Raw genomic sequence first — 23,955 nt, 5'->3', positions numbered from 1 at the left:
TGATGACGTTTTCTTCTCAACGCCACATCCCCGTCTGGCCGTGGATCTCACTCCTGTTCCTGCTGGTCCTCCGACTGGCATGGCTTAACGCGTACACGCTCAACTCCGATGAGGCGCAACACGCGCACGTGGCGTGGGCATGGACGCAAGGACTGTTGCCGTACCGCGACGTGTTCGATAACCACGGCCCGCTGTTTGGATGGCTGCATTCACCGTTGCTTCGGTGGCTCGACAATCGGCCCGACGTATTGACCTGGCTACGCCTGGCCATGCAGTTCTGGTACGTCGTTGCGCTTGGATCCGCCGGTTGGGTGGCGCGCCGTCTCTACGGCTGGCGCACCGCCGTGGTGGTCGTGTTGGTGGCAGGGTTGTTTCCGCGTTTCTTCATCGTCAGCGGCCAATTCCGCACTGACGATATGTGGATGGCGATGTGGCTGCTGGGGTTGGCTTTCATCGCCGGGACGCCGCCGCGAGCCTGGCGTTATTTCCTCGCCGGGCTCGCCTTTGGTTGCGCCTTGTCGGTGTCGCAGAAGACGCTGGTGTTGCTGGCGACCTCGCTGGTGGCTGCAGGTATTGTCCGCTTGCTGCGTCCCGCGGGCGCGCCGCGCGCTGGCGTGCGGTGTTGGCTGGCCGCGCTGCTGGGTCTGCTGCTTGTCCCCGCGATCTTCGTGGCTTGGCTGGCCTCGCATGGCGTGTTGACTGAGGCGTGGTACGGACTTGCTGGTTACAACGTAGGCGGTGCCAACAAGCGACATGCCGCGCAACAGGGTTTGTGGTTCATCCTGTTGGCAGTGGCCCTGATCGTCCTCTGCGTGCGCGTGGCGCGCCAGCGTTCCGAGCAGGGTTTCGACTGGCCTGTGTTTTTCCTGCTGCAAGGTGGCCTTTACCTGTTCCTGATCTGGTTTATCTGGCCGCTCATCACTAAGCAGGATTTCCTGCCGGTGCTGCCCACGCTGGCCATCGCGTTGACCAGTTGGGTGTCGGCCTGGGCATGGCTTGGGAGTCGTCCGCGCCTGCAGGCTGGGCTACTGGTGTTTGTGGTGGCGGCGGAATTGGCGACCCTGATCGCCTACGCGCCGCCATGGCAGGACAGCCTTGCCGAACAGCGTGCCGAGTTGTCGACCGTGCTTCGCTATACGGATGAAACGGACACGGTGATGGATGCGAAGGGCGATAGCATCTTCCGCATGCGCCCTTATTACCCTGTGCTGGAAAGCCTGGCCATGCGTCGATTGCGCCGTGGCCAGATGGTGGACACCATCGTCGATGACTTGATCAATCACAAAACCATGATGGTGATCATTCGTCGCTTGCCGCCATCGAGCGCGCGCTTCGTCATGCTCAATTACGTACAGGCGGGCGACGACCTCTGGGTGGCGGGCCATGGGTTGCCCGACCATCAGCTCAACCAGACGATCGACGTGAAGATGCCCGGAGACTATGTCGTGACCGACGGTCATCGTCGTCTGAGCGGCAGCCTTGATGGCGGTCCGGTGGCGGACCACTGGTTCCTTGATCGTGGAACCCACCATCTGGTCGTCAGCGAAGGTACGCCCGTGGCCTACGTGTGGTCGCAAGCATTTGACCGGGGTTGGCGCCCGGCACCTCCTGTCACGGGAGGCTGACGTGGCCTTGACCCTGAATGCCGGGACGCGCCTTCTGGTCGTGGCCCCGCACCCTGATGACGAATCCATTGCTACCGGCGAGTTGATCCAGCAGGTACGGCTGGCCGGCGGTGAAGTGCAGATTCTGTTGCTGACCAACGGCGACAACAATCCCTGGCCGCAGCGCTGGGTGGAGCGACGGGTTCGCATCGGTCTGGACGAGCGCCGCCGATGGGGTGAGCGCCGTCGTACCGAAGTGGGCGAAGCCCTGGTCCGGTTGGGCGTGGATGCCCAAGCCCTGCGGCCACAGGGTTGGCCCGACATGGGGATAACTACCCGTTTGCGCGAAGCGCTGGACGACAGTCTGGCCATCCTCCTGGATCGCCTGGATGATTTCAGTCCAACGGTGGTGGCGCTGCCGGCACTGGGTGATCGCCACCCCGATCACAGCGCGGCCCATGTCCTGACCCGGCTAGCCGTGGCTCGCTGGGGGCGCCAGGCGCCGGAGATGCTTTCCTACCTCGTCCATGGTCATGAGGTAGGCACGGGCGGCAAGGTAAAGCTTGATTCCTCAGTGGGGCTGCATGCCACCAAGATGGCGGCGCTCGCGTGCCACCGCAGCCAGATGGCGCTGAGCGGCAAGCGTATGCGCCGCCTGGCGGACCGGGCCGAGCGCTACCAGTGGACTCCCGGATCGTCAGCCACCTTGGACTCGGCCGTGTTGCCGTGGCAGCCATCGCCGCTGCTACAGGGCTGGCTGCATCTGAGCCTGGTTGACGGGCAGGGTATTCGCCAGTGGTCCTGGCGCGAGGCACCGTTGGCCAGGGATGGGCAGGGGCGTCATGTCCTGCACGGACTGGATCCCACCATGGAGGGGCCCCGCTTCGTGAAGCTTCATATGAATGTGCCGTCCCCCTGGATCTTTGATCGGTGGGGTTGGTGCGAGCTCCACGTCGGTTAGGTCCGCCAGGCGCTGGTCTCGTCACAATCTGTCGACATCTTGCTTGTCGCTAAGCCGTGGCGGTCGCTACGATGCGGCGAGGGGCGCCGCCGCAGCGGCGTACAGGAGTAGTCATGAATCCGGTCATCGCCGCCCGTCAGGGCATTATTTCGTTGAAGATCAAGGACGCGGCGTCGCTTTACAACGCCTACATGCCTTATCTGAAGTACGGCGGCCTGTTTGCGCCCACCGCTCAGAAGTACTCGCTGGGCGACGAAGTGGTGCTGCTGATCAACCTCACCGACGAGGGGGAACGCCTGTCGGTGGCCGGCAAGGTCGTGTGGGTCACCCCGATCGGCGCGCAGGGCAATCGCACGGCCGGCATCGGTGTGCAGTTCAACGAATCCCCCGATGGCGGGGCTGCCCGCACCCGTATCGAGAACATCCTGGCCGGGATGGCCGGCTCTGAGCGGCCCACGCACACCATGTGAACCCCTAGACCTTGGTCGTGTGTGTGTGCCAATCGCACCGCAAGGTCCTTTTTTAGTCGCCTGCAGCGTCTTTCAGATACCGGTCAAGGCTTGTTGTTGTTAAGCGCACTGATACAATGTCGCGCTTCCCGACTTTGATCGTGGAAAGTCGCACGTTCGCAGCTGCGCAAGCATCGTGATCGTGGTGCACAACCCATGGCCTTCACCGGCCGTGCCGAATCCGGTTCTGGACCGTTTCCCCGACGGTCACTGATGCGCCAAAGAAGGCGCGGAGGTACGTTTCACCGTGCTTGCCGAATACTGGCCCATTCTGCTGTTCATCGGCGTCGCCGCCGGCCTTGGCGTGGTCTTGCTGGTCATTGGCCTGCTGGCCGGCCCGCGTCGTCCCGAAGCGGACAAGCTCTCGCCCTACGAGTGCGGCTTCGAAGCCTTCGAAGACGCCCGCATGCGCTTCGACGTGCGGTACTACCTGCTGGCGATCCTGTTCATCATCTTCGACCTGGAAATCGCCTTCCTGTTCCCGTGGGCAGTGGTGTTCCAGAAGATCGGCATCATCGCGCTGATCGAAATGGCGCTATTCCTGCTGCTCCTTGTCATTGGTTTTGCTTACGTGTGGAAGAAGGGAGCACTGGAATGGGAGTGATCTCGTCCCTTGACCGGGTGATGCACAACCCGCAGCCGTTGAACCTGGTGGACGATATTCTGCGTCCGGCCGGGGACAACCCCGTCATTCAGCGCGGTTTCGCCACCACCAGCGTCGACGCCCTCATGAACTGGGCGCGCACCGGTTCGATGTGGCCGATGACCTTTGGTCTCGCCTGCTGCGCAGTGGAAATGATGCATGCCGGCGCCGCGCGTTTGGACCTGGATCGCTACGGTGTGGTGTTCCGCCCGAGCCCGCGCCAGTCCGACGTGATGATCGTGGCCGGCACCCTGGTCAACAAGATGGCCCCGGCGTTGCGCAAGGTCTACGACCAAATGCCCGATCCGAAGTGGGTCATCTCCATGGGCAGCTGCGCCAATGGCGGTGGCTACTACCACTACTCCTATTCCGTGGTGCGTGGTTGTGATCGCATCGTGCCGGTGGACATCTACGTGCCAGGTTGCCCGCCGACGGCCGAAGCGTTGATCCACGGCATCCTGCAGTTGCAGAAGAAGATCCGTCGCACCAATACCATCGCGCGTTCCTGATAAAGGCGCAGCAAAGTTATGACCGATACACCGATCAACTCGCTGGCCGAGCGCCTCTCCGCGCGATTCGGCGACACGCTGAAGATCAGCGTCGTCCGCAACGAAGTCACCGCCGAAGTGGCCGCTGCCGACTTGCTCGCGGTGACCACCGCGCTGCGTGACGAAGCCCCGTTCCGTTTCGGCGTGCCGATCGACGTCTGCGGCGTTGACTACATGAGCTACGGCCAGACCGAGTGGGACACGGAAACCGTGTCCGGTACCGGCTTCTCGCGTGGTGTGGAAGGCGAGGCCGTCGGCCGCTTCACGTGGTCCGATCGCCCGCGTGCCGATACGCTGCCGAACCGTTTCGCATCCGTCGTGCACCTGCTGTCGCTGGAGAACAATCAGCGCCTGCGTCTGCGCGTGTTCTGCGAAGACGACACGCTGCCGGTGGTGCCTTCGCTCACCGGCATCTACCCGGGCGTGAACTGGTTTGAGCGCGAGACGTTCGACCTGTACGGCATCATCTACGAAGGCCATCCGGACCTGCGCCGCATCCTCACTGACTACGGTTTCGTGGGTCATCCGTTCCGTAAGGATTTCCCGCTGATCGGCAACGTCGAAGTGCGCTACGACCCCGAGCAGAAGCGCGTGGTGTACGAACCCGTGTCGATCGAACCGCGCGTGCTCGTGCCGCGCGTCATCCGTGACGACGCCGACCTGCTGCAGGCCAAGGCCGAAGCGGCCGACAACTGGCGGAACAACTGATCATGCAAGAGATCCGCAATTACACGATGAACTTCGGCCCGCAGCATCCTGCTGCGCACGGCGTGCTGCGTCTGGTGCTGGAGATGGACGGCGAAACCGTTGTCCGTGCCGATCCGCACATCGGCCTGCTGCACCGCGGTACCGAAAAGCTGGCCGAGTCCAAGCCGTTCAATCAGTCGATCGGCTACATGGATCGCCTCGATTACGTGTCGATGATGTGCAATGAGCACGCCTACGTGCGCGCTATCGAGACCCTGATGGGTATCGAAGTGCCGGAGCGTGCGCAGTACATCCGCACCATGTTCGACGAGATCACCCGCATCCTGAACCACCTTATGTGGATCGGCTCCAACGCGCTCGACCTGGGCGCGATGGCGGTGTTCCTGTACGCGTTCCGGGAACGCGAGGAATTGATGGACGTCTACGAGGCGGTGTCGGGCGCGCGCATGCACGCCACGTACTACCGTCCGGGCGGCGTCTACCGCGACCTGCCGGGCCAGATGTCGCAGTACCGCGAGTCGCCCTGGCACAAGGGCAAGGACCTCAAGCGCCTCAACAGCTGGCGCGAAGGCTCCATGCTCGACTACCTGGAGGCGTTCACCAGCGACTTCCCGACCAAGGTGGACGAGTACGAGGAACTGCTGACCAATAACCGTATCTGGAAGCAGCGTACTGTCGGTATCGGTGTCATCCCGCCGGAAAAGGCGCAGGCCTGGGGCATGACGGGCGTAATGCTGCGCGGTTCGGGCATTGCCTGGGATCTGCGCAAGAAGCAGCCGTACGCCAAGTACGCCGAGGTGGATTTCGATATCCCGGTGGGCGTGGGCGGCGACTGCTACGACCGTTACCTGGTTCGCGTCGAAGAGATGCGCCAGTCCAATCGCATTATCCAGCAGTGCGTGAAGTGGCTGAAGGCCAACCCCGGCCCGGTCATCGTGCAGAACTACAAGGTCGCTCCGCCTCATCGTGAAAACATGAAGGAGGACATGGAAGCACTGATTCACCACTTCAAGTTGTTCACCGAAGGCTACGGCGTGCCAGCAGGCGAGACGTACGCGGCGGTGGAAGCACCGAAGGGCGAGTTTGGCTGCTACCTCGTGTCCGATGGTGCGAACAAGCCGTTCCGCGTGCACCTGCGCGCGCCGGGCTTTGCCCATCTCTCCTCGATGGACGCCATCGTGCGTGGCCACATGCTGGCTGACGTGGTGGCGATGATCGGTACCTACGACCTCGTGTTCGGCGAAGTCGATCGCTGAGCCCACGGGAGCCATTGAATGAAAGCCACCGGAAATTACGAGCAGGTCAAGAACGTTGACCCGCTCGTTGTACTCAACGAACACACTCGTCATCACATTGAAGAGTGGGTTGCCCGTTTCCCGCCTGATCGCAAGCGTTCGGCACTGATCCAGGCGCTGTTTGCCGCGCAGGAACAGAACCAGGGCTTCCTCACTGACGAGCTGATCACTGCGGTTGCCAAGTACCTCGAACTGCCTGCTGTATGGGCGTACGAGGTCGCCAGCTTCTACTCGATGCTCGAGACCAAGCCGGTAGGTCGCAACAACGTCGCCATCTGCACCAACATCTCGTGCTGGCTCAACGGCGCTGAAGAATTGGTGGCACATGCCGAGAAGAAGCTGGGCATCAAGCTCGGCGAGAGCACGGCGGATGGTCGCGTATACCTCAAGCGTGAAGAAGAATGCATCGCCGCCTGCGCCAGCGCGCCGGCGATGACCGTCAATGGTCACTACCACGAGCGTCTCTCGATCCAGAAGATCGATGAGATCCTCGACGGTCTTAAGTAAGGGCAGGGCGAAATGGCTTACGGACCCGCACCCCAAGAACATCAGGTCGTCTACACCACGCTGCATTTCGACAAGCCGTGGGCGATGGACAGCTATACCCAGGTCGGTGGCTATGAAGCGTGGAAGAAGATCCTCGCCGAAAAGCCCGACCCGAACGCTCTGATCGAAGAGATCAAGAAGAGCAACCTGCGCGGCCGTGGCGGCGCGGGTTTCCCGACCGGTCTGAAGTGGTCCTTCATGCCGAAGGGCGATATGCAGAAGTACATCCTCTGCAACTCCGACGAATCGGAGCCGGGCACCTGCAAGGACCGCGACATCCTGCGCTTCAACCCGCACGCGGTGATCGAAGGCATGGCGATCGCGTGTTATTGCACGGGCTCGACCGTTGCCTACAACTACCTGCGCGGCGAGTTCCATCACGAGCCCTTCGAGCACTTCGAAGAGGCGTTGAAGGAAGCCTATGCGGCTGGTCTGCTCGGCAAGAACATCCAGGGCACCGGCCTCAATGTGGACATCTATGGCGCACTCGGCGCCGGTGCCTACATCTGCGGCGAAGAAACCGCGCTGATGGAATCGCTGGAAGGCAAGAAGGGCCAGCCGCGCTTCAAGCCGCCGTTCCCGGCCAACTTTGGCCTGTACGGCAAGCCCAGCACGATCAACAACACCGAAACCTACGCCTCGGTGCCGGCCATCCTGCGCAAGGGTGCCGACTGGTTCCTGGCGCAGAGCAAGACCAAGAACGGCGGACCGAAGATCTTCTCGGTCTCAGGTTGCGTGCAGAAGGGCGGTAATTTCGAAGTGCCGCTGGGCACCACCTTCGACGAACTGCTGGAAATGGCCGGCGGTCTGCGTCCGGGTCGTACGCTGAAGGGTGCGGTTCCGGGTGGTGTGTCCATGCCGGTGCTGCGCGCTGAGCAGCTCAAGGGCCTGCCGTTCGACTATGACACCCTGCGTGATCTCAAGACGGGTCTGGGCTCCGGCGCCATCGTGGTGCTCGACGACACCGTCTGCACGGTCCGCTTTACCCGCCGCATCTCGCAGTTCTTCCACAAGGAAAGCTGCGGCCAGTGCACGCCGTGCCGCGAAGGCACCGGCTGGATGCACCGCGTGCTGGATCGCATCGTGGCCGGTCAGGGCACGATGGACGACCTGCACCGCCTGAAGGCCATTGCCGGCCAGATTGAAGGCCACACCATCTGCGCGTTCGGCGAAGCCGCCGCGTGGCCGGTGCAGGGCTTCCTGCGTCAGTTCTGGGATGAATTCGAGTACTACATCGTCAACGGTCGCTCGATCGTCGACGACAAGCTTGGAGCCGCCGCATGAGTGCGCAGCCCGCTACGCCCCATCTCGACCTCGTGAACATCGAGGTCGATGGCAAGCCCACGCAGATCCGCAAGGGCGCCATGATCATCGAGGCGGCTGATGCCATCGGCATCAACATTCCTCGCTTCTGCTATCACCGCAAGCTTCCCATCGCCGCCAACTGCCGTATGTGCCTGGTGGAAGTGGAGATGGGCGGCAAGCCCATGCCGAAGCCGCAGCCGGCGTGCGCCACCCCGGTGGCCGAAGGCATGAAGGTCAAGACCCGTACCGACGTCGCTCTGAAGTATCAGAAGGACGTCATGGAATTCCTGCTGATCAACCACCCGCTGGATTGCCCGATCTGCGATCAGGGTGGCGAGTGTGAACTGCAGGACGTCGCGCTGGGCTACGGCCGCAGCGTGTCGCGCTACACCGAGCGCAAGCGCACCATCGCGGACGAGAACCTCGGTCCGTTGGTCGCCACCGAGATGACGCGCTGCATCCAGTGCACGCGTTGCGTGCGCTTCACCAGCGAAATCGCCGGCACCTACGAGCTGGGCGGCATGAGCCGTGGTGACAATCTGCAGATTGGCACCTACATCGGCAAGACCATCGAGACGGAACTGTCGGGCAATATCATCGACGTCTGCCCGGTGGGGGCGCTCACCAACAAACCGTTCCAGTTCCAGGCGCGTGCCTGGGAGTTGGTCGCCAAGCCGTCCATCGCCTATCACGATGCGTTGGGTTCCAACCTGTGGCTGCATACGCGCCGCGGTGAGGTGCTGCGCACGGTGCCGCGCGACAACGAATCGGTCAACGAGTGCTGGCTCTCGGACCGCGACCGCTACAGCCATCAGGGTCTGTACGCGGCGGACCGTGTTCATGCGCCGCAGGTCAAGCGCAACGGTCAGTGGGTCGCCACCACGTGGGACGACGCGCTGGGTGTCGCCGCCGAATCGCTGAAGGCTGTGCCGGGCAGCGAGCTGGGCGTGCTGGTGCATGCGGCCGCCACCAATGAAGAAGGCGATCTGCTGGTCCGTCTTGCGCGCGGCCTCGGCAGCGCACATATCGACCACCGCCTGCGTCAGCTCGACTTCGCCGACAACGCTGTGGCCACACCGTTCGCCACGCCGGTGGCTGAGCTGGACAAGGTAAAGGCCGCGCTGCTGGTCGGCTCCGACCTGCGCCACGAGCTTCCGCTCGTCAATCACCGCATCCATCAGGCGGTGAAGAAGGGCGCCAAGGTCTTCGCCGTCAATCCGGCGAGCTTCAACTTCAATTACCACCTGGCTGGCGAAGCTATCGTGGCGCCGCAGGCGCTGGTCGATGCGCTGCTGGCACTGGCCAAGGCTGCTGTTGAGGCGGGTGCAGCCGCGCCGAGCGCGCTGGCTGATGCGATCAACGGCGCCACGTTCGATCAGGGCGACAAGGACGCGATCGCTCACCTCAAGAGCGGTAGTGCAGTTGTCATTCTGGGCGAAGCTGCCGTCACGCATCCGCAGGCCTCGTGGCTGCGTGCCGTGGCGCAGTTCATCGCGCAGGCGACGGGGGCGGGCTACAACGAACTGCCTGTCGGTGCGAATGCCGTGGGCCTGGGCCGTGTAGGCGTGCTGCCGGGCAACGGCGGCCTCGATGCGCAGGCCATGCTGGCGCAGCCGCGCAAGGGTTACGTGCTGTACGGCGTCGAGCCGCAGGACGTGGCTGAGGGCGCTGCCTTCCTGACGGCGCTGAAGGGTGCACAGAAAGTGGTCGCATTCTCCGCTTACGCCAGCGATGCGCTGCGTGACGTGGCCGACGTGATTCTGCCGATCGGCTTGCTACCGGAAATCGACGGCACGCTGGTTAACGTTGACGGCCTGTCGCAGAGTGTGGCCGCGGGCGCGAAGGCGCCTGGCGATGCACGTCCGGGCTGGAAGGTGTTGCGTGCTTTGGGTGGTGTCCTCAAGGTCGCCGGGTTCGAGTTCGACGATCTGGCTGGTCTGCGCGAGGGTATCAGCGAGCGTGCTCACCAGCCGCGCGCCGAACTGGCTTCGCGCCCGGCAGCGGGTGGCTTGTGCCGCTTGGCCACCTGGCCGATCTACCGCACCGATGCCGTGCTCCGTCGTGCCACCGCGCTCAGTAAGCACCCGCTCAATCGCGCACCGGCCGTCCGCGTCAATGCGGACGAAGCCAAGCGATTGGGGTTGGGCGAGGGCGATGCCGTGCGCGTTGCCGATGCGGTACTGCCGCTGGTGATCGATGTGACCGTGCCAGACGGCGCGGCGTGGATCGAAGCCGGGCATGAAGACACTGTCACGCTGCCGCCTTACGGCGCAGCCCTCACCCTGAGCAAGGCATAAGCACATGGGCGAACAGCTAATCAACCAGGTTCTCTGGCCCGTTCTGGGCATCCTGGCCATCGTCCTGCCGCTGGTGATCACGGTGGCGCTGTACGTGTGGTGGGAGCGCAAGGTGCTCGGCTGGATGCACGTGCGCATGGGGCCCAACAAGATCGGTCCCTTTGGCTTGCTGCAGGCCTTCGCGGACGTGACCAAGCTGCTGCTGAAAGAAGTGATCCTTCCGAGCAGTGCGAACAAGGTGCTGTACTACCTGGCACCGCTGATCGCCCTGGTCCCGGCGTTGGCGGCATGGGCGGTGATCCCGTTCAACGACAAGCTGGTGCTCGCCAACGTCAACGCGGGCCTGTTGTACCTGCTGGCGATGACCTCGCTGGGCGTGTACGGCATCATCCTCGCCGGCTGGGCCTCCAACTCGCGCTATGCGCTGTTGGGTGCCATGCGTTCGGCGGCGCAGGTGATTTCGTACGAACTGGCCATGGGCCTGTGCCTGGTGTGCGTGCTGGTGCTGGCCGGCTCGCTGAACCTTACCGACATCGTGCATGCGCAGGCCGGTAGCAAGGGCATCTTCGACTGGTTCATGTGGCCGTTGTTGCCGGTGTTCATCATCTACTTCATCTCGGGCGTCGCCGAAACCAATCGCGCGCCGTTCGACGTGGCAGAAGGCGAGTCGGAAATCGTTGCCGGTTTCCACGTGGAGTATTCGGGTTCGGCGTTCGCGCTGTTCTTCTTGGCCGAATACGCCAACATGATCCTGATCAGCTTCCTGGCCCCGATCCTGTTCATGGGTGGCTGGCTGTCGCCGTTGCCGGCATCCTGGGGCTTGGTTGGTCAGCCCAGCATCGTCTGGCTGCTGATCAAGGTTTTCGTATTCGCCTTCATGTTCCTGTGGTTCCGCGCCAGCTTCCCGCGTTACCGCTATGACCAGATCATGCGTCTGGGCTGGAAGGTATTCATTCCCATCACCATCGTCTGGGTCCTCGTCGCCGGCTGCATGAAGTTTTTCGGCTGGGTCACTGTCGGCACGGGAGGCTGAAGAAACATGTCCCGCGTAACTCACTATTTCAAAAGCCTGCTGCTCATCGAGCTGCTGAAGGGTTTGGGTCTGACCATGCGTTACATGTTCAGCCCCAAGTACACGATGCGCTACCCGATGGAGCACATCCCCAAGTCCAACCGCTTCCGCGGCCTGCATGCGCTGCGCCGCTACGCCAACGGCGAGGAGCGTTGCATTGCGTGCAAGCTGTGCGAGGCGGTGTGCCCGGCCCTGGCCATCACCATCGACTCGGCCCCGCGTGAAAGCGACGGCCAGCGTCGCACAACGCGCTACGACATCGACCTGTTCAAGTGCATCTTCTGCGGTTTCTGCGAAGAGAGCTGCCCGGTCGACTCGATCGTCGAAACCCATATCCACGAGTACCACTTCGAGCAGCGTGGCGAAAACGTGGTGACGAAGCCGCAGTTGCTTGCTATCGGCGATCGCTTCGAAGCCGAAATCGCAGCCAGCCGCGCTCAAGACGCCGCGTATCGCTGAGGACGGGACATCATGATTGATCCGAATATGTTCCAACTCGTGTGTTTCTACGCCTTCGCGGCCGTCACCGTGGTGGCGGCGTTGGGCGTGATCACGCTGCGCAACTCGGTGCACGCTGTGCTCTCGCTGGTGCTCACGTTCTTCAGCACCGCCTGCATCTGGCTACTGGCCGAAGCCGAATTCCTCGCTATCGCACTCATCGTGGTCTACGTGGGCGCGGTGATGGTGCTGTTCCTGTTCGTCGTGATGATGCTCGACATCAAGCAGGAGCAGGTGAGGGAGGGCTTCATCAAGTACCTGCCGATCGGCATCATCGTGGCCCTGGTCATGCTGGGCGAGATGCTTGGCCTGATCGGTGTGCGTGCCATGCATGAGACGGTGATGGGCGCCAATCCGGCTGTTCTGAATGGCGTGCCGGTCTCCAATACCGAATGGCTGGGTCATGCGCTTTATACCCAGTTCCTGCTGCCGTTTGAAATCGCCGCGCTGATCCTCACGGTGGGTGTGGTGGCTGCGGTCGCACTGACTCTGCGCCAGCGTACCGGCGTGCGCCATCAGCAGGCTTCGCAGCAGGTCCGCGTCAATGCGCGTGACCGCATACGTGTGGTGAAGATGGCGGCGGAAGTTCCCGTCGCGCCGCAGCCGGCACCGAGCAAGGAGACCACTCCATGATCACGCTTTCGCACTTCATCGTGCTCGGCGCGGTGCTCTTCTGCATCGCCCTGGCCAGCCTCTTCATCAACCGCAAGAACGTCATCGTGCTGTTGATGTCGATCGAGCTGATGCTGCTGGCGGTGAACATCAACTTCGTCGCGTTCTCGCGTTTTTACAACGACGTGGCGGGGCAGGTGTTCGTGTTCTTCATCCTTACCGTAGCCGCGGCGGAAACCGCCATCGGCCTGGCGATTCTGGTTCTGCTGTTCCGCAACCGCAGCACCATCAACGTCGCCGAAATCGACAGCATGAAGGGCTGACCCCGTGGAACTTTCTACCTCCATTCTGCTGACCATTGCCCTCGCACCGCTCATCGGATGCGTTCTGGCGGGTTTCTTTGGTCGCTTCATCGGCCGAGCCGGCTCGCACACCGTAACCATTCTTGGTGTGGCGGTGGCCTGCGGCCTCTCGTTCTACGTGCTGTACCAGATCACCGCGGGCGGTGCGCCGGTCTACAACCAGAACATCTACACCTGGTTCGACATCGGCAACTACAGCGCCCACGTCGGCTTCATGATCGATCGCCTTACCGCCATGATGATGGTGGTGGTGACCTTCGTGTCGCTGCTGGTGCACATCTACACCATCGGCTACATGGCCGAGGACCCGGGCTACCAGCGTTTCTTCAGCTACATCTCGCTGTTCACCTTCTCGATGTTGATGCTCGTGATGAGCAACAACTTCATGCAGCTGTTCTTCGGCTGGGAAGCGGTGGGCCTGGTGTCGTACCTGCTGATCGGCTTCTGGTATAAGCGCCCGACGGCGATCTTCGCCAACCTCAAGGCATTCTTGGTCAACCGTGTGGGTGACTTCGGCTTCCTGCTGGGCATCGCTGGCGTGCTGTACTTCCTGGGCACGCTGGATTACTCCACTGCGTTTGCCGCAGCGCCGACTCTGGTGGGCAAGACCCTGCAGATCACCCAGAACACGCATTGGGACGCTGCCACGGTTATCTGCATCCTGCTGTTTATCGGCGCGATGGGTAAGTCGGCCCAAGTGCCGCTGCACGTGTGGCTGCCGGATTCGATGGAAGGCCCGACCCCGATTTCGGCGCTGATCCACGCCGCGACGATGGTGACCGCCGGCATCTTCATGGTGGCGCGCATGTCGCCGTTCTTCGAGCTGTCGGAGACCGCGCTCAGCTTCGTGATGATCATCGGTGCCACTGGTGCGCTGTTCACCGGCCTGATCGGCATCGTGCAGAACGACATCAAGCGCGTCGTCGCGTACTCCACGCTGTCACAGCTGGGCTACATGACGGTGGCGCTGGGCGTGTCGGCGTATGCCGGCGCCGTGTTCCATCTGATGACCCATGCTTTCTTCAAGGCGCTGCTGTTCCTGGGCGCGGGCTCGGTCATCATCGCCATGCACCATGAGCAGGACATGCGCTACATGGGCGGTCTGCGCAAGTACATGCCGATCACCTGGATCACCATGTGGATCGGTTCGCTGGCGCTGTGCGGCGTGCCGTTCTTTGCGGGCTTCTACTCGAAGGACGCGATCATCGAAGCGGTGGGCGAGTCGCATCGCGCTGGTGCCAGCTACGCCTACTTCTGCGTGATGGCCGGTGCGTTCGTCACCGCGCTGTACACCTTCCGCCAGATGTACCTGACCTTCCACGGCAAAGAACGTTTCGTGGTGGTGCACGATCATGGCCACGGTCACGACGACCACGGCCATGCGCACGCCGATCACGACGAGCATCATCACGTCTCGCACAAGGATGATCACGGCCATCACGAGCAGGGCATCATGCACGAGACGCCGAAGGAGTCGCCGTGGGTGGTGACGCTGCCGCTGATCCTGCTGGCGATTCCGTCGGTCATCGTCGGCGCCCTGGCGGTCAAGCCGATGCTCTACGGCGGGTGGTTCGGCTCGGCCATCCATGTCAACGAAGCGAATAACGTGCTCGGCGAGTTGGCCAAGGATTTCGACACGTGGCTGACCGCCGGCCTACATGGCTTTGGCCAGCTGCCGTTCTGGCTTGTTGCCGCGGCCTTCGTCATCCAGACCTACATCTACCTGTTCAACCCGGCCTTGGCTGATCGCATCAAGAATGCGCTGAAGCCGATCTACAACGTGCTCAACCACAAGTACTGGTTCGACGCGGTGTACTACATCGTCTTTGCTCGCGGCGGCATGGCGCTGGGTCGTGCCCTCTGGAAGGGTGGCGATGCCACGATCATCGACGGTGTGCTGATCAATGGTTCGGCGAGTCTTGTGGACCGTATCGCGGGTGGCGTGCGTCGCCTGCAGTCCGGTTACCTCTATCACTATGCCTTCGCGATGATCCTCGGCCTTATCCTGCTGCTCGGCGGGTATTGGCTGGTCGGGCAATAAGGGAACCTGCTCCATGTTCAATCATTTGCTCAGCCTGCTGATCTGGCTTCCCATTCTGGGTGCCATCCCCGTGCTGCTTGCCGGTTCCAGTCGCCCCAACGCGGCGCGCTGGATCTCGCTGCTGGTGGCCATCGCAACCTTCGTGGCGAGCCTTTGCCTGCTGTCGCATTTCAATGCGGCCGACGGCGCGAAACAGTTGCTCGAAAATCACGTGTGGATCGCTCCGCTCGGGGTCAACTATGGCCTCGGTGTCGACGGTATCTCCGTGGCGCTGATCCTGCTGACCACCTTCGTCGGCATCCTTGTGATCGTCGGCGCCTGGGAAGTCATCCAGACCAACCCGCATCAGTACATGGCTGCCATGCTGGTGCTCGAGGGCCTGATGATCGGTGTGTTCTGCGCCACCGACGCGTTGCTGTTCTACGTGTTCTTCGAGGCCATGCTGATCCCGATGTTTATCCTCATCGGTGTCTGGGGCGGTCCGCGTCGCGTGTACGCCACGCTGAAGTTCTTCATCTACACGTTCTTCGGCTCCATCTTCATGCTGGTGGGCCTGATTTACCTGTACCTGCAGGCACACACCTTCGATCTGGCGGCACTGGCGAACCTGCCGCTGTCGATGAAGGAGCAGACTTGGCTGTTCTTCGCCTTCCTTATCGCTTTCGCGGTGAAGGTGCCGATGGTGCCGGTGCATACCTGGCTTCCGGATGCCCACGTGGAAGCGCCGACTGGCGGTTCGGTCGTGCTGGCCGCGGTGATGCTGAAGATCGGTGGCTACGGCTTCCTCCGCTTCTCGTTGCCCATCGTGCCTGACGCCGCTGACGCCTACGCCTGGGTGGTGATCGGCCTGAGCCTGGTCGCGGTGGTCTACATCGGCTACATCGCGCTGGTGCAGGAGGACATGAAGAAGCTGGTGGCGTACTCGTCCGTGGCTCACATGGGCTTCGTGACGCTGGGTATCTTCATCGCCTTCATGCTGGTGCGCGGCACCAACAACCTCGATGCCGCCAAGCTGGGCATGCAGGGTGCGATGGTGCAGATGATTTCGCACGGCTTCGTGTCCGGCGCGATGTTCTCGTGCATCGGCGTGATGTACGACCGCCTGCACACCCGCCAGATCAAGGACTACGGTGGCGTCATCAACGTGATGCCCTGGTTCGGCTTCTTCTATGTGCTGTTCGCCATGGCTAACAGCGGTCTGCCGGGTACCAGCGGTTTCGTGGGCGAGTTCCAGGTGATCCTGGCTAGCTTCCAGGCCAATCCGTGGATCGCGTTCTTCGCCGCCTTCACCTTGATCATCGGTGCGGCCTACACGCTGTACATGGTCAAGCGTGTGTTGTGGGGTGACATCACCAACCCGCACGTGGCGGAGATGAAGGACATCAACGGCCGCGAGTGGTTCGTTCTAGGTGCCTTTGCCGCGGCCGTGTTGGCTTTGGGCATCTGGCCGCAGCCGCTGATCCATCTGATGGACGCTTCGGTGTCGCAGCTGGTGACGCAGCTTGGCAATCACAAGATCTAAGCAGGACCGATCATGCCGAATCTCAATGACATTCTGATCCTGTTGCCGGAGTTCTATCTGGTAGCGGCAGCGTGCTTGCTGCTACTGCTGGATGCCTTCATGAAGCCCGAGCAGCGCCCCATGCTGCACTGGCTGTCCATCGCCGTGCTACTGGTGGCCATGTACCTGGTGGTGGCCGGCCAGCCGAGCCAGCCCGTGACCGCCTTCGGCGGTATGTTCATCCGCGACGGGGTGTCTGAGATCCTCAAGGTCTTCGCGCTGCTGAGCACGGTGCTGGTGTTCGTCTACGCCAAGCCCTACCTGCAGGATCGCAAGCTGTTCGTGGGTGAGTTCTACACGCTGACCATCTTCGCGGTGATCGGCATCATGCTGCTGGTGTCGGCCGGCAACCTGATCATGGTGTATCTGGGCCTGGAACTGCTGACGCTGTCGTCCTACGCGCTGGTCGCATTGAATCGTGATTCGCGCCTGTCCTCGGAAGCAGCCATCAAGTACTTCGTGCTGGGTGCACTGGCCTCGGGCATGCTGCTGTACGGCATGTCGATGGTGTACGGCGCCACCCAGACGCTGGATCTGGCCCATCTGCACGTGGCCGCCACGCATACCAACATGCCGCACCTGCTGGTGTTCGGCCTAATCTTCATGATCGTGGGTATCGGCTTCAAGCTGGGTGCCGCGCCGTTCCATATGTGGATTCCGGACGTGTACCAGGGCTCGCCGACGGCGGTGACCATTTTCATCGGTTCCGCACCGAAGCTGGCCGCGTTCGGTATGGCATATCGCCTATTGGCTTCGGGGCTGGGTGACCTGTCCCAGCATTGGCAGCTCATGCTGGCCTGCTTGGCCGTGCTATCGCTGGCGATCGGCAACATCGTCGCCCTGGTGCAGAGCAACCTGAAGCGACTGCTGGCCTACTCGACCATCTCCCACATGGGTTACCTGCTGGTCGGCTTGGTCAATGCCAGTCCGGAGGGCTATGCCGCCGCGCTGTTCTACGCCATCAGCTACGCGCTGACCGGTGCCGCCGCTTTCGGTGTGATCCTGGCCCTGGCCCGTGCTGGTTTCGAGTGCGAAGAAATCGACGATCTCAAGGGGCTCAACCAGCGTTCGCCGTGGGCCGCGTTCCTGATGATGCTGGTGATGTTCTCGCTGGCTGGTGTGCCGCCGCTGTTCGGCTTCTTCGGCAAGCTGCTGGTGTTCCAGGCTGCAATCCACGCCGGCTTCATGTGGCTGGCCATCGTGGGTGCCGTGTTCGCCATCATCGGCCTCTACTACTACCTGCGCGTCGTCAAGGTGATGTACTTCGACAAGCCGGTGGAGGGCACTGAAATTCACCTGCAGAAGGACGTTTCAGTTCGCCTGGTGCTGTCGTTGAACGTACTGGCGTTGCTGGTGCTCGGTATCGTCTGGGGCCCGCTGTTTGGCTGGTGCCAGAGCGTTTTTGTCGGTTGAAAACCATCGTGACGACTGCATGTCGTCACGATGTCTTGTCAGTGAATGTGAAATTATTTTTGCGAAAAGGCTTGCAAGAATTCGGCCATCTCGCTATTATTTTCGGACTCTGATGCGGGGTGGAGCAGTCTGGCAGCTCGTCGGGCTCATAACCCGAAGGTCGTAGGTTCGAATCCTACCCCCGCTACCAGATCTTTCTTAGAACAAGAAAGCCTCCTCGTGAGGCTTTTTTGTTGGGCGCAAGGAAGCGTCGCACGTGCGTCACAAGCCGCTTAGATGCTGGCTGCGCCCCAGGTGCCCCGAAAGAGTCTGGATGGGTCGGGACATCGGCGAGACGCTCTTATTTGAGAGCATGGAATGGGCCGCTTGAGCCCATTTTTTGTTTCTGGCGATCGGTAACGGTAGACGAATCATGGATACGCAGGCACTGGCTCAACGCTTCACGGAAATTCTGGTCGATCTCGGGCTGGAGTGTATTGGCGTGGAGTTCACCCCGTCGCAGGGGCAGAGTACCCTGCGTGTCTACCTCGACATCGAGGGTCGCGAAATCAACGTGGAAGACTGCGAAGCGGCAAGTCGCGAGCTGTCGGCCATGCTGGATGTGGAAGATCCGATTCCTGGCCACTATGTGCTGGAAGTTTCCTCGCCAGGCATTGATCGCCCGCTGTTTACGGCGGCTCAGTTCGCCAAGGTGGCGGGTACAGACGTAAAGATTTTGCTGAAGGCGCCCCTGGAAGGACGCCGCCGCTTGCGCGGCAAGGTCATATCGGTGGAAGGCGAGCGAATTTCGCTGGAAGCAGAAGGCAAGACCTTCGAGTTCGACCATGACGCCGTAGAAAGCGCGCGCGTGGTGCCGGATTGGATGGCGCTCGGTTATCAGCCGCAGCCCAAGCCGGGAAGCAAGCCGGGCAAGAAGGCCACGAAGTAAATCAATCGAAACCGATGGGGCGCCGATGGCGTCTACGGAGTTGCTGCAATGAGCAAAGAGCTTTTGCTGGTGGTTGACGCGGTTGCCAATGAAAAAGGCGTGCCGCGTGAAGTGATTTTCCAGGCGATGGAAGCGGCGCTCGCGTCCGCGGCCAAGAAGCGCTATCCGGACGAAGATCCGGATATCCGCGTGGTCATCGACCGCCACAGCGGCGATTACGAGACCTTCCGCCGTTGGGAAATCATCGCCGACGACGGCGAGATGGAGTCGCCGTACCATCAGGTCCGCCTGATGGATGCCGTTGACGAGCGCGAAGGCGCTGAGATCGGCGAGTACATCGAAGCACAGGTCGAAAACGCCGAGTTCGGCCGCATCGCCGCACAGGCCGCCAAGCAGGTGATCGTGCAGCGCGTTCGCGAAGCCGAGCGCATGCAGGTGGTGGACGCCTTCCGCGAACGCGTGGGCGAGCTGGTCACCGGCATCGTCAAGCGCGTCGAGCGCGGCAACGTCTACCTCGACCTGGGCAGCAACGCCGAAGCCTTCATTCCGCGCGACCGAGCCATTCCGCGCGAGTCGGCCCGTGTCGGTGATCGCGTCCGCGGTTACCTCTACGAGGTACGCTCGGAAGCCCGCGGCCCGCAGCTGTTCGTGTCCCGCGCCGCACCGGAATTCATGATTGAGCTGTTCAAGCTCGAAGTGCCGGAAGTCGGTCAGGGCCTGGTGGAGATCAAGGGTTGCGCACGTGACCCGGGTGACCGCGCCAAGATCGCCGTGGTCGCGCACGATTCGCGTACGGATCCCATCGGTGCCTGCATTGGCATGCGCGGTTCGCGCGTGCAGGCCGTGTCCAATGAGCTCAACGGCGAGCGCGTGGACATCATCCTGTGGCACGAGAACCAAGCCCAGTACGTCATCAACGCGATGGCGCCGGCCGAAGTGCAGTCCATCATCATGGACGAGGAAAAGCACTCCATGGACATCGCCGTGGCTGAGGACAAGCTGTCCCAGGCCATCGGCCGCGGTGGCCAGAACGTGCGCCTTGCCAGCAAGCTCACCGGCTGGCAACTCAACGTGATGACGCAGGACCAGGTCGCCGCCAAGAGCGAGGCCGAGCAGGAATCGGCACGCCAGTTGTTCATGGACAAGCTGGAAGTGGACCAGGAGATCGCAAGCATCCTGGTGCAGGAAGGTTTCTCCAGCGTCGAGGAAATCGCCTATGTGCCCAGCGCTGAACTGTTGGCCGTGGAAGGCTTCGACGAAGACATTGTGGAAGAGCTCCGCGCCCGCGCCCGCGACGCGCTGCTGACTGAAGCGCTGGCAGTGGAAGAGAGCATCGACGAGCACCAGCCGTCGGAAGAGCTCCTGCACTTGCCGGGTATGGACGAAGTCACGGCCTATGCGCTGGCTTCGCGTGAAGTGGTATCGGTGGACGATCTGGCCGACCTCGCGGTCGACGACCTGATCGATATCGAAGGCATGGATGAAGATCGTGCCGCAGCGCTGATCATGGCTGCACGCGCACCGATGATCGCGCGCCTGGAGAAGGGTGGCTGACCGCGGGCGGCAGCGTCCTGGATGGGCGCGCCGAGGAAGGTCTTATGGCCTTCCACCAAGGATGGTGTTGGCCGTGAAGGCGAGGCCTCACGGACTTTAAGCGCGGGAACGGCGGAGAAAGAACACGATGTCCGGTGAAACGATCAAACAACTTGCCCAGAGCATGAAGGTGCCCGTCGACAGGCTGCTTACGCAGCTTAGTCAGGCCGGCATGTCCTTTTCTGACCCTGAGCAGGTCATCAGTAGTACGGAAAAGATGAAGCTGCTTGGCTTCCTGCGGCGCAGCCATGGCAAAGATGCCCCGGCTGAGGGCGAGACTGAGTCACCGCGTCAGATCACGCTCAAGCGCAGTACTCGTGGCGAGTTGAAGCTGTCCACGCCGGGTGGCCGTGGTGCCACGGGCGGCGCTAAGACGGTCAACGTCGAAGTACGCGCCAAGCGGACCTACGTCAAGCGCAGCGTCATTGCCGAGGAAGCGGGCAGTGATGGCGTGCGCGAAGATGCCGTGCGTAAGTTGCAGGAATCCCAGACGCAGCGCGACCACGAAGAGAACGAGCGTCTCGAAGCCGATCGCCGCCACCAGGAAGAAGCCCAGCAGCGCGAGGAGGACGCCCAGCGTCAGCGCGAGGCCGAGGAAGAGCGTCGTCGCGAGCAGGCTGAGGCCGAGGCGGCCGCGCGTGCGAAGGAGCAGCAGGAGCGTCAGGCTGTCGCAGCCGATGTTGCCGAAGTGGCTGCTCCGGAGCCTACGCCTGCCGTGGCAACGCAGCCTCCTGGCGAATCGGTCGAGAAGCCCGCGCCTGTTGAGGCTGCCGCTCAGAAGATCGTCGACCACAGCTCGTTCGGCATGATCTTGCCGCGCATCCATGAGCCGCGTCGCCGTGAGAAGAAGGTGGTTGCACCTCCGGCGCCTGCACCTGCACCGGCCCCCGTTGCTGCTGCCCCCGCGGCGGCCGCTGCGCCGGCAGGAGCTGCAGCAGCTCCGGCAGCGCCTGGCGCCGCCAACAAAACTCGTTATGCCCGTGAGCGCGACGAAGGCCCTGGTGGCAAGCGTTTCGCCGCCGGCGAGATGCATCTGAGCGACGCCGATCGCGCACGCCGCTCTAACAACAAGCGCGGCAAACCGGGTCGTGGCCCGAGCCGCGATACGTCGCGTCACAGCAGCCCTGCCTCCAGTGGTCCGCATGGCTTCACCCGTCCGACCGCCGCCGTTGTGCGTGAGGTCGTGGTGGGCGATAACAACGTGGTCGCCGATCTTGCGAACAAGATGGCGGTCAAGGGTTCGGAAGTGGTCAAGGCGCTCTTCAAGATGGGCGTGATGGCCACCATCAACCAGACCATCGACCACGACACCGCCGTGCTGGTTGTGGAAGAGCTCGGCCATACGCCGGTGGCGGTGAGCGAGAACAACGCCGAAGCCGCGCTGGCTGCCCACACGCAGAACGCGGAGCTCGAAGGCGAGCGTAGGCCGCGTCCGCCGGTGGTCACCATCATGGGCCACGTCGACCACGGCAAGACCTCGACGCTCGACTACATCCGCCGCACCAAGGTTGCGTCGGGCGAAGCCGGTGGCATCACCCAGCACATCGGTGCGTATCACGTGCAGACGCCCAAGGGTGTCATCACGTTCCTCGACACCCCGGGTCACGCGGCGTTTACGTCCATGCGTGCCCGTGGCGCCCAGTCCACCGACATTGTGGTGCTGGTGGTGGCGGCCGACGACGGCGTCATGCCGCAGACGGCCGAAGCGGTGCAGCACGCACGCGCCGCCAAGGTGCCGCTGATCGTGGCACTCAACAAGATGGACAAGGCGGACGCGAATCCGGACCACGTCAAGCAAGGCCTCGGCATTCTGGAAGTGATTCCGGAAGAATGGGGTGGCGACACGCCGTTCGTGCCGATCTCGGCCAAGACCGGCATGGGCATCGACGACCTGCTCGACGCCATTTCGGTGCAGGCCGAAGTGATGGAACTGACCGCCGTGGAAGATGGCCCCGCCTCGGGCGTGGTGATCGAATCGAGCCTCGACCGCGGTCGCGGCCCGGTGGCGACGGTGCTGGTGCAGCAGGGCACGCTCAAGCGCGGCGACTTCGTCGTCTGCGGCATCGAGTACGGCCGCATGCGTGCACTGATCGACGAAGCGGGCAAGACCGTGCAGGAAGCCGGCCCGTCGATTCCCGTGCAGGTGCTCGGCCTGTCCGGCGTGCCGGAAGCTGGCGACGACTTCGTGGTGGTGGCTGACGAGCGCCTCGCCCGTGAAGTCGCCGCCGAGCGCCAGCTCAAGCGCCGCGAGACGCGCATGGTCAGCAAGGCCAACCGCCTTGAGGACATCATGGCCCAGATGGCCCAGGGCGCCGAGCAGCAGACGCTCAACATCCTGGTCAAGGCCGACGTGCAGGGTTCGGTGCAGGCGCTGCGCGAGTCGCTCAGCCAGATCGGCAACGAGAACGTGAAGGTCAACGTGATCGCGGCCGGCGTCGGCGGCATCACCGAGTCCGACGCCACGCTCGCCGCCGCCTCCAAGGCGCTGGTGATCGGCTTCAACGTCCGCGCCGATGCGTCGGCACGCAAGGTAATCGATACCTCGGGCCTCGATGTCCGTTACTTCTCGATCATCTATGACGTGATCGACCAAGTGAAGCAGGCCGCTTCGGGTCTGCTGGGCAAGGAAATTCGCGAAGAGATCATCGGCATCGCGCAGGTGCGTGAAGTGTTCCGCAGCTCCAAGTTCGGCGCGGTGGCCGGTTGTATGGTCATCGAAGGCACGGTCAAGCGCAGCAAGCCGATTCGTGTGCTGCGTGACAACACCGTGGTCTTCCAGGGCGAACTGGAATCGCTGCGTCGCTTCAAGGAGCTCGTTGACGAAGTGCGCAACGGCATGGAATGCGGTATCGCCGTGAAGCAGTACAACGACGTCAAGGCCGGTGACCAGATCGAATGCTTCGAGCGTATCGAGGTGGCCCGCACGCTGTAATGGTGGATGGCCCGGGGATCGGGCCGTCGCCCCAGCGGTGGTTTTATCGGCGGGCGATGTGGATATCCACATCGCTCGCTTCGTTTTTCGGGACTTGCCATGCCGGTGTGTCCCCGTTGAAAGGAGTGCGTTATGCCTTCTCGCGATTTCAAGCGTACCGACCGTGTCGGCGCCGAGCTGCGCCGTGAACTGAGTCAGCTGGTCCACGCCGCCGTGCGCGATCACGGCCTGCCTTCAGTCAGCGTATCGGACGTGGAAGTCACTCGTGATCTGGACTGGGCCACGGTGTGGGTTACTGCTCTGCAGCCGGAGCGCTCCGTCGAAGCCATGAAGGCGCTCAAGGAGCTGGCGGTCGAATTCCGTCGTGAGCTTTCGCGCTCTATGCGTCTGCGTCGAGTGCCGGAACTTCGTTTCAAGTACGACGACTCGGTCGACAAGGGCGAGCGTATCGAGAGCCTGCTGCGGCAAGAGGCTGCACGTACGCCAGCGTCGGACGAGGAAGGCGAAAGCTCGAAGGACTAAGGATC

Annotated in this window: 21 protein-coding genes and 1 tRNA gene; all 22 read left to right on the top strand. The window is 62.5% G+C overall.

Annotation, left to right across the window (positions count from 1 at the left end; genetic code table 11):
* Nucleotides 1-2 precede the first annotated feature (2 nt).
* The 22 genes from DyAD56_RS17995 to rbfA all read left to right on the top strand — a co-directional run bounded on the left by DyAD56_RS17995 (nucleotide 3) and on the right by rbfA (nucleotide 23,950).
* Complete coding sequence (locus DyAD56_RS17995; protein WP_102304183.1) at nucleotides 3-1,625, top strand: hypothetical protein; 1,623 nt, start codon at nucleotides 3-5, stop codon at nucleotides 1,623-1,625.
* Between the two features lies 1 nt (nucleotide 1,626).
* Nucleotides 1,627-2,565, top strand: a complete 939-nt coding sequence (locus DyAD56_RS17990) for a PIG-L family deacetylase (protein WP_233202604.1) — start codon at nucleotides 1,627-1,629, stop codon at nucleotides 2,563-2,565.
* A 113-nt stretch (nucleotides 2,566-2,678) separates the two neighbouring features.
* Complete coding sequence (locus DyAD56_RS17985; protein ID WP_102304182.1) at nucleotides 2,679-3,035, top strand: PilZ domain-containing protein; 357 nt, start codon at nucleotides 2,679-2,681, stop codon at nucleotides 3,033-3,035.
* 286 nt (nucleotides 3,036-3,321) lie between these two features.
* Nucleotides 3,322-3,678 (top strand): NADH-quinone oxidoreductase subunit A, encoded by a 357-nt coding sequence (locus DyAD56_RS17980; RefSeq protein ID WP_102304180.1) that lies wholly within the window; start codon nucleotides 3,322-3,324, stop codon nucleotides 3,676-3,678.
* Complete coding sequence (locus tag DyAD56_RS17975) at nucleotides 3,669-4,226, top strand: NADH-quinone oxidoreductase subunit B (RefSeq protein ID WP_074550954.1); 558 nt, start codon at nucleotides 3,669-3,671, stop codon at nucleotides 4,224-4,226. The genes DyAD56_RS17980 and DyAD56_RS17975 overlap by 10 nt, the downstream gene beginning before the upstream one ends.
* 18 nt (nucleotides 4,227-4,244) lie before the next feature.
* The gene (locus DyAD56_RS17970) at nucleotides 4,245-4,973 is read left to right on the top strand and encodes an NADH-quinone oxidoreductase subunit C (RefSeq protein ID WP_102304178.1); all 729 of its coding nucleotides are present in this window, start codon (nucleotides 4,245-4,247) and stop codon (nucleotides 4,971-4,973) included.
* Nucleotides 4,974-4,975: 2 nt separating this feature from the next.
* Complete coding sequence (locus DyAD56_RS17965) at nucleotides 4,976-6,229, top strand: NADH-quinone oxidoreductase subunit D (RefSeq protein ID WP_102304176.1); 1,254 nt, start codon at nucleotides 4,976-4,978, stop codon at nucleotides 6,227-6,229.
* A gap of 18 nt (nucleotides 6,230-6,247) precedes the next feature.
* Nucleotides 6,248-6,775: an NADH-quinone oxidoreductase subunit NuoE gene (gene nuoE / locus DyAD56_RS17960; protein ID WP_102304175.1), complete on the top strand. Its 528-nt coding sequence runs from the start codon at nucleotides 6,248-6,250 to the stop codon at nucleotides 6,773-6,775.
* A gap of 12 nt (nucleotides 6,776-6,787) precedes the next feature.
* Complete coding sequence (nuoF, locus tag DyAD56_RS17955; RefSeq protein ID WP_102304173.1) at nucleotides 6,788-8,098, top strand: NADH-quinone oxidoreductase subunit NuoF; 1,311 nt, start codon at nucleotides 6,788-6,790, stop codon at nucleotides 8,096-8,098.
* Entirely contained in the window at nucleotides 8,095-10,416 is a 2,322-nt protein-coding gene (nuoG, locus tag DyAD56_RS17950; RefSeq protein WP_102304172.1) for an NADH-quinone oxidoreductase subunit NuoG, read from the top strand. The genes nuoF and nuoG overlap by 4 nt, the downstream gene beginning before the upstream one ends.
* Nucleotides 10,417-10,420: 4 nt before the next feature.
* Nucleotides 10,421-11,449, top strand: a complete 1,029-nt coding sequence (gene nuoH / locus DyAD56_RS17945; protein ID WP_102304170.1) for an NADH-quinone oxidoreductase subunit NuoH — start codon at nucleotides 10,421-10,423, stop codon at nucleotides 11,447-11,449.
* Between the two features lie 6 nt (nucleotides 11,450-11,455).
* Nucleotides 11,456-11,947: an NADH-quinone oxidoreductase subunit NuoI gene (nuoI, locus tag DyAD56_RS17940; protein WP_102304169.1), complete on the top strand. Its 492-nt coding sequence runs from the start codon at nucleotides 11,456-11,458 to the stop codon at nucleotides 11,945-11,947.
* Between the two features lie 12 nt (nucleotides 11,948-11,959).
* Nucleotides 11,960-12,619, top strand: a complete 660-nt coding sequence (locus DyAD56_RS17935) for an NADH-quinone oxidoreductase subunit J (RefSeq protein ID WP_102304168.1) — start codon at nucleotides 11,960-11,962, stop codon at nucleotides 12,617-12,619.
* Complete coding sequence (gene nuoK / locus DyAD56_RS17930; protein WP_102304167.1) at nucleotides 12,616-12,921, top strand: NADH-quinone oxidoreductase subunit NuoK; 306 nt, start codon at nucleotides 12,616-12,618, stop codon at nucleotides 12,919-12,921. The genes DyAD56_RS17935 and nuoK overlap by 4 nt, the downstream gene beginning before the upstream one ends.
* A gap of 4 nt (nucleotides 12,922-12,925) precedes the next feature.
* Nucleotides 12,926-15,001, top strand: coding sequence for an NADH-quinone oxidoreductase subunit L (gene nuoL / locus DyAD56_RS17925; protein WP_102304166.1), 2,076 nt, complete (start codon nucleotides 12,926-12,928; stop codon nucleotides 14,999-15,001).
* A gap of 13 nt (nucleotides 15,002-15,014) precedes the next feature.
* Nucleotides 15,015-16,523, top strand: coding sequence for an NADH-quinone oxidoreductase subunit M (locus tag DyAD56_RS17920; protein WP_102304165.1), 1,509 nt, complete (start codon nucleotides 15,015-15,017; stop codon nucleotides 16,521-16,523).
* A gap of 12 nt (nucleotides 16,524-16,535) precedes the next feature.
* Nucleotides 16,536-17,975, top strand: a complete 1,440-nt coding sequence (gene nuoN / locus DyAD56_RS17915; RefSeq protein ID WP_102304164.1) for an NADH-quinone oxidoreductase subunit NuoN — start codon at nucleotides 16,536-16,538, stop codon at nucleotides 17,973-17,975.
* Between the two features lie 113 nt (nucleotides 17,976-18,088).
* A tRNA-Met gene (locus DyAD56_RS17910) sits at nucleotides 18,089-18,165 on the top strand.
* A gap of 222 nt (nucleotides 18,166-18,387) precedes the next feature.
* A complete protein-coding gene (gene rimP, locus DyAD56_RS17905) occupies nucleotides 18,388-18,903 on the top strand; it encodes a ribosome maturation factor RimP (protein WP_102304163.1) in 516 nt (171 codons plus the stop codon).
* Between the two features lie 48 nt (nucleotides 18,904-18,951).
* Complete coding sequence (nusA, locus tag DyAD56_RS17900; protein WP_102304161.1) at nucleotides 18,952-20,457, top strand: transcription termination factor NusA; 1,506 nt, start codon at nucleotides 18,952-18,954, stop codon at nucleotides 20,455-20,457.
* A gap of 127 nt (nucleotides 20,458-20,584) precedes the next feature.
* Nucleotides 20,585-23,428 (top strand): translation initiation factor IF-2, encoded by a 2,844-nt coding sequence (infB, locus tag DyAD56_RS17895; RefSeq protein WP_102304160.1) that lies wholly within the window; start codon nucleotides 20,585-20,587, stop codon nucleotides 23,426-23,428.
* Between the two features lie 132 nt (nucleotides 23,429-23,560).
* A complete protein-coding gene (rbfA, locus tag DyAD56_RS17890) occupies nucleotides 23,561-23,950 on the top strand; it encodes a 30S ribosome-binding factor RbfA (protein ID WP_102304158.1) in 390 nt (129 codons plus the stop codon).
* Nucleotides 23,951-23,955 lie beyond the last annotated feature (5 nt).

The organism is Dyella sp. AD56 (assembly GCF_002878475.1).
Lineage (GTDB): Bacteria > Pseudomonadota > Gammaproteobacteria > Xanthomonadales > Rhodanobacteraceae > Dyella.
The sequence above is the reverse complement of the archived record's forward strand: the minus strand, read 5'-3'. Positions and strand labels throughout refer to the sequence as shown.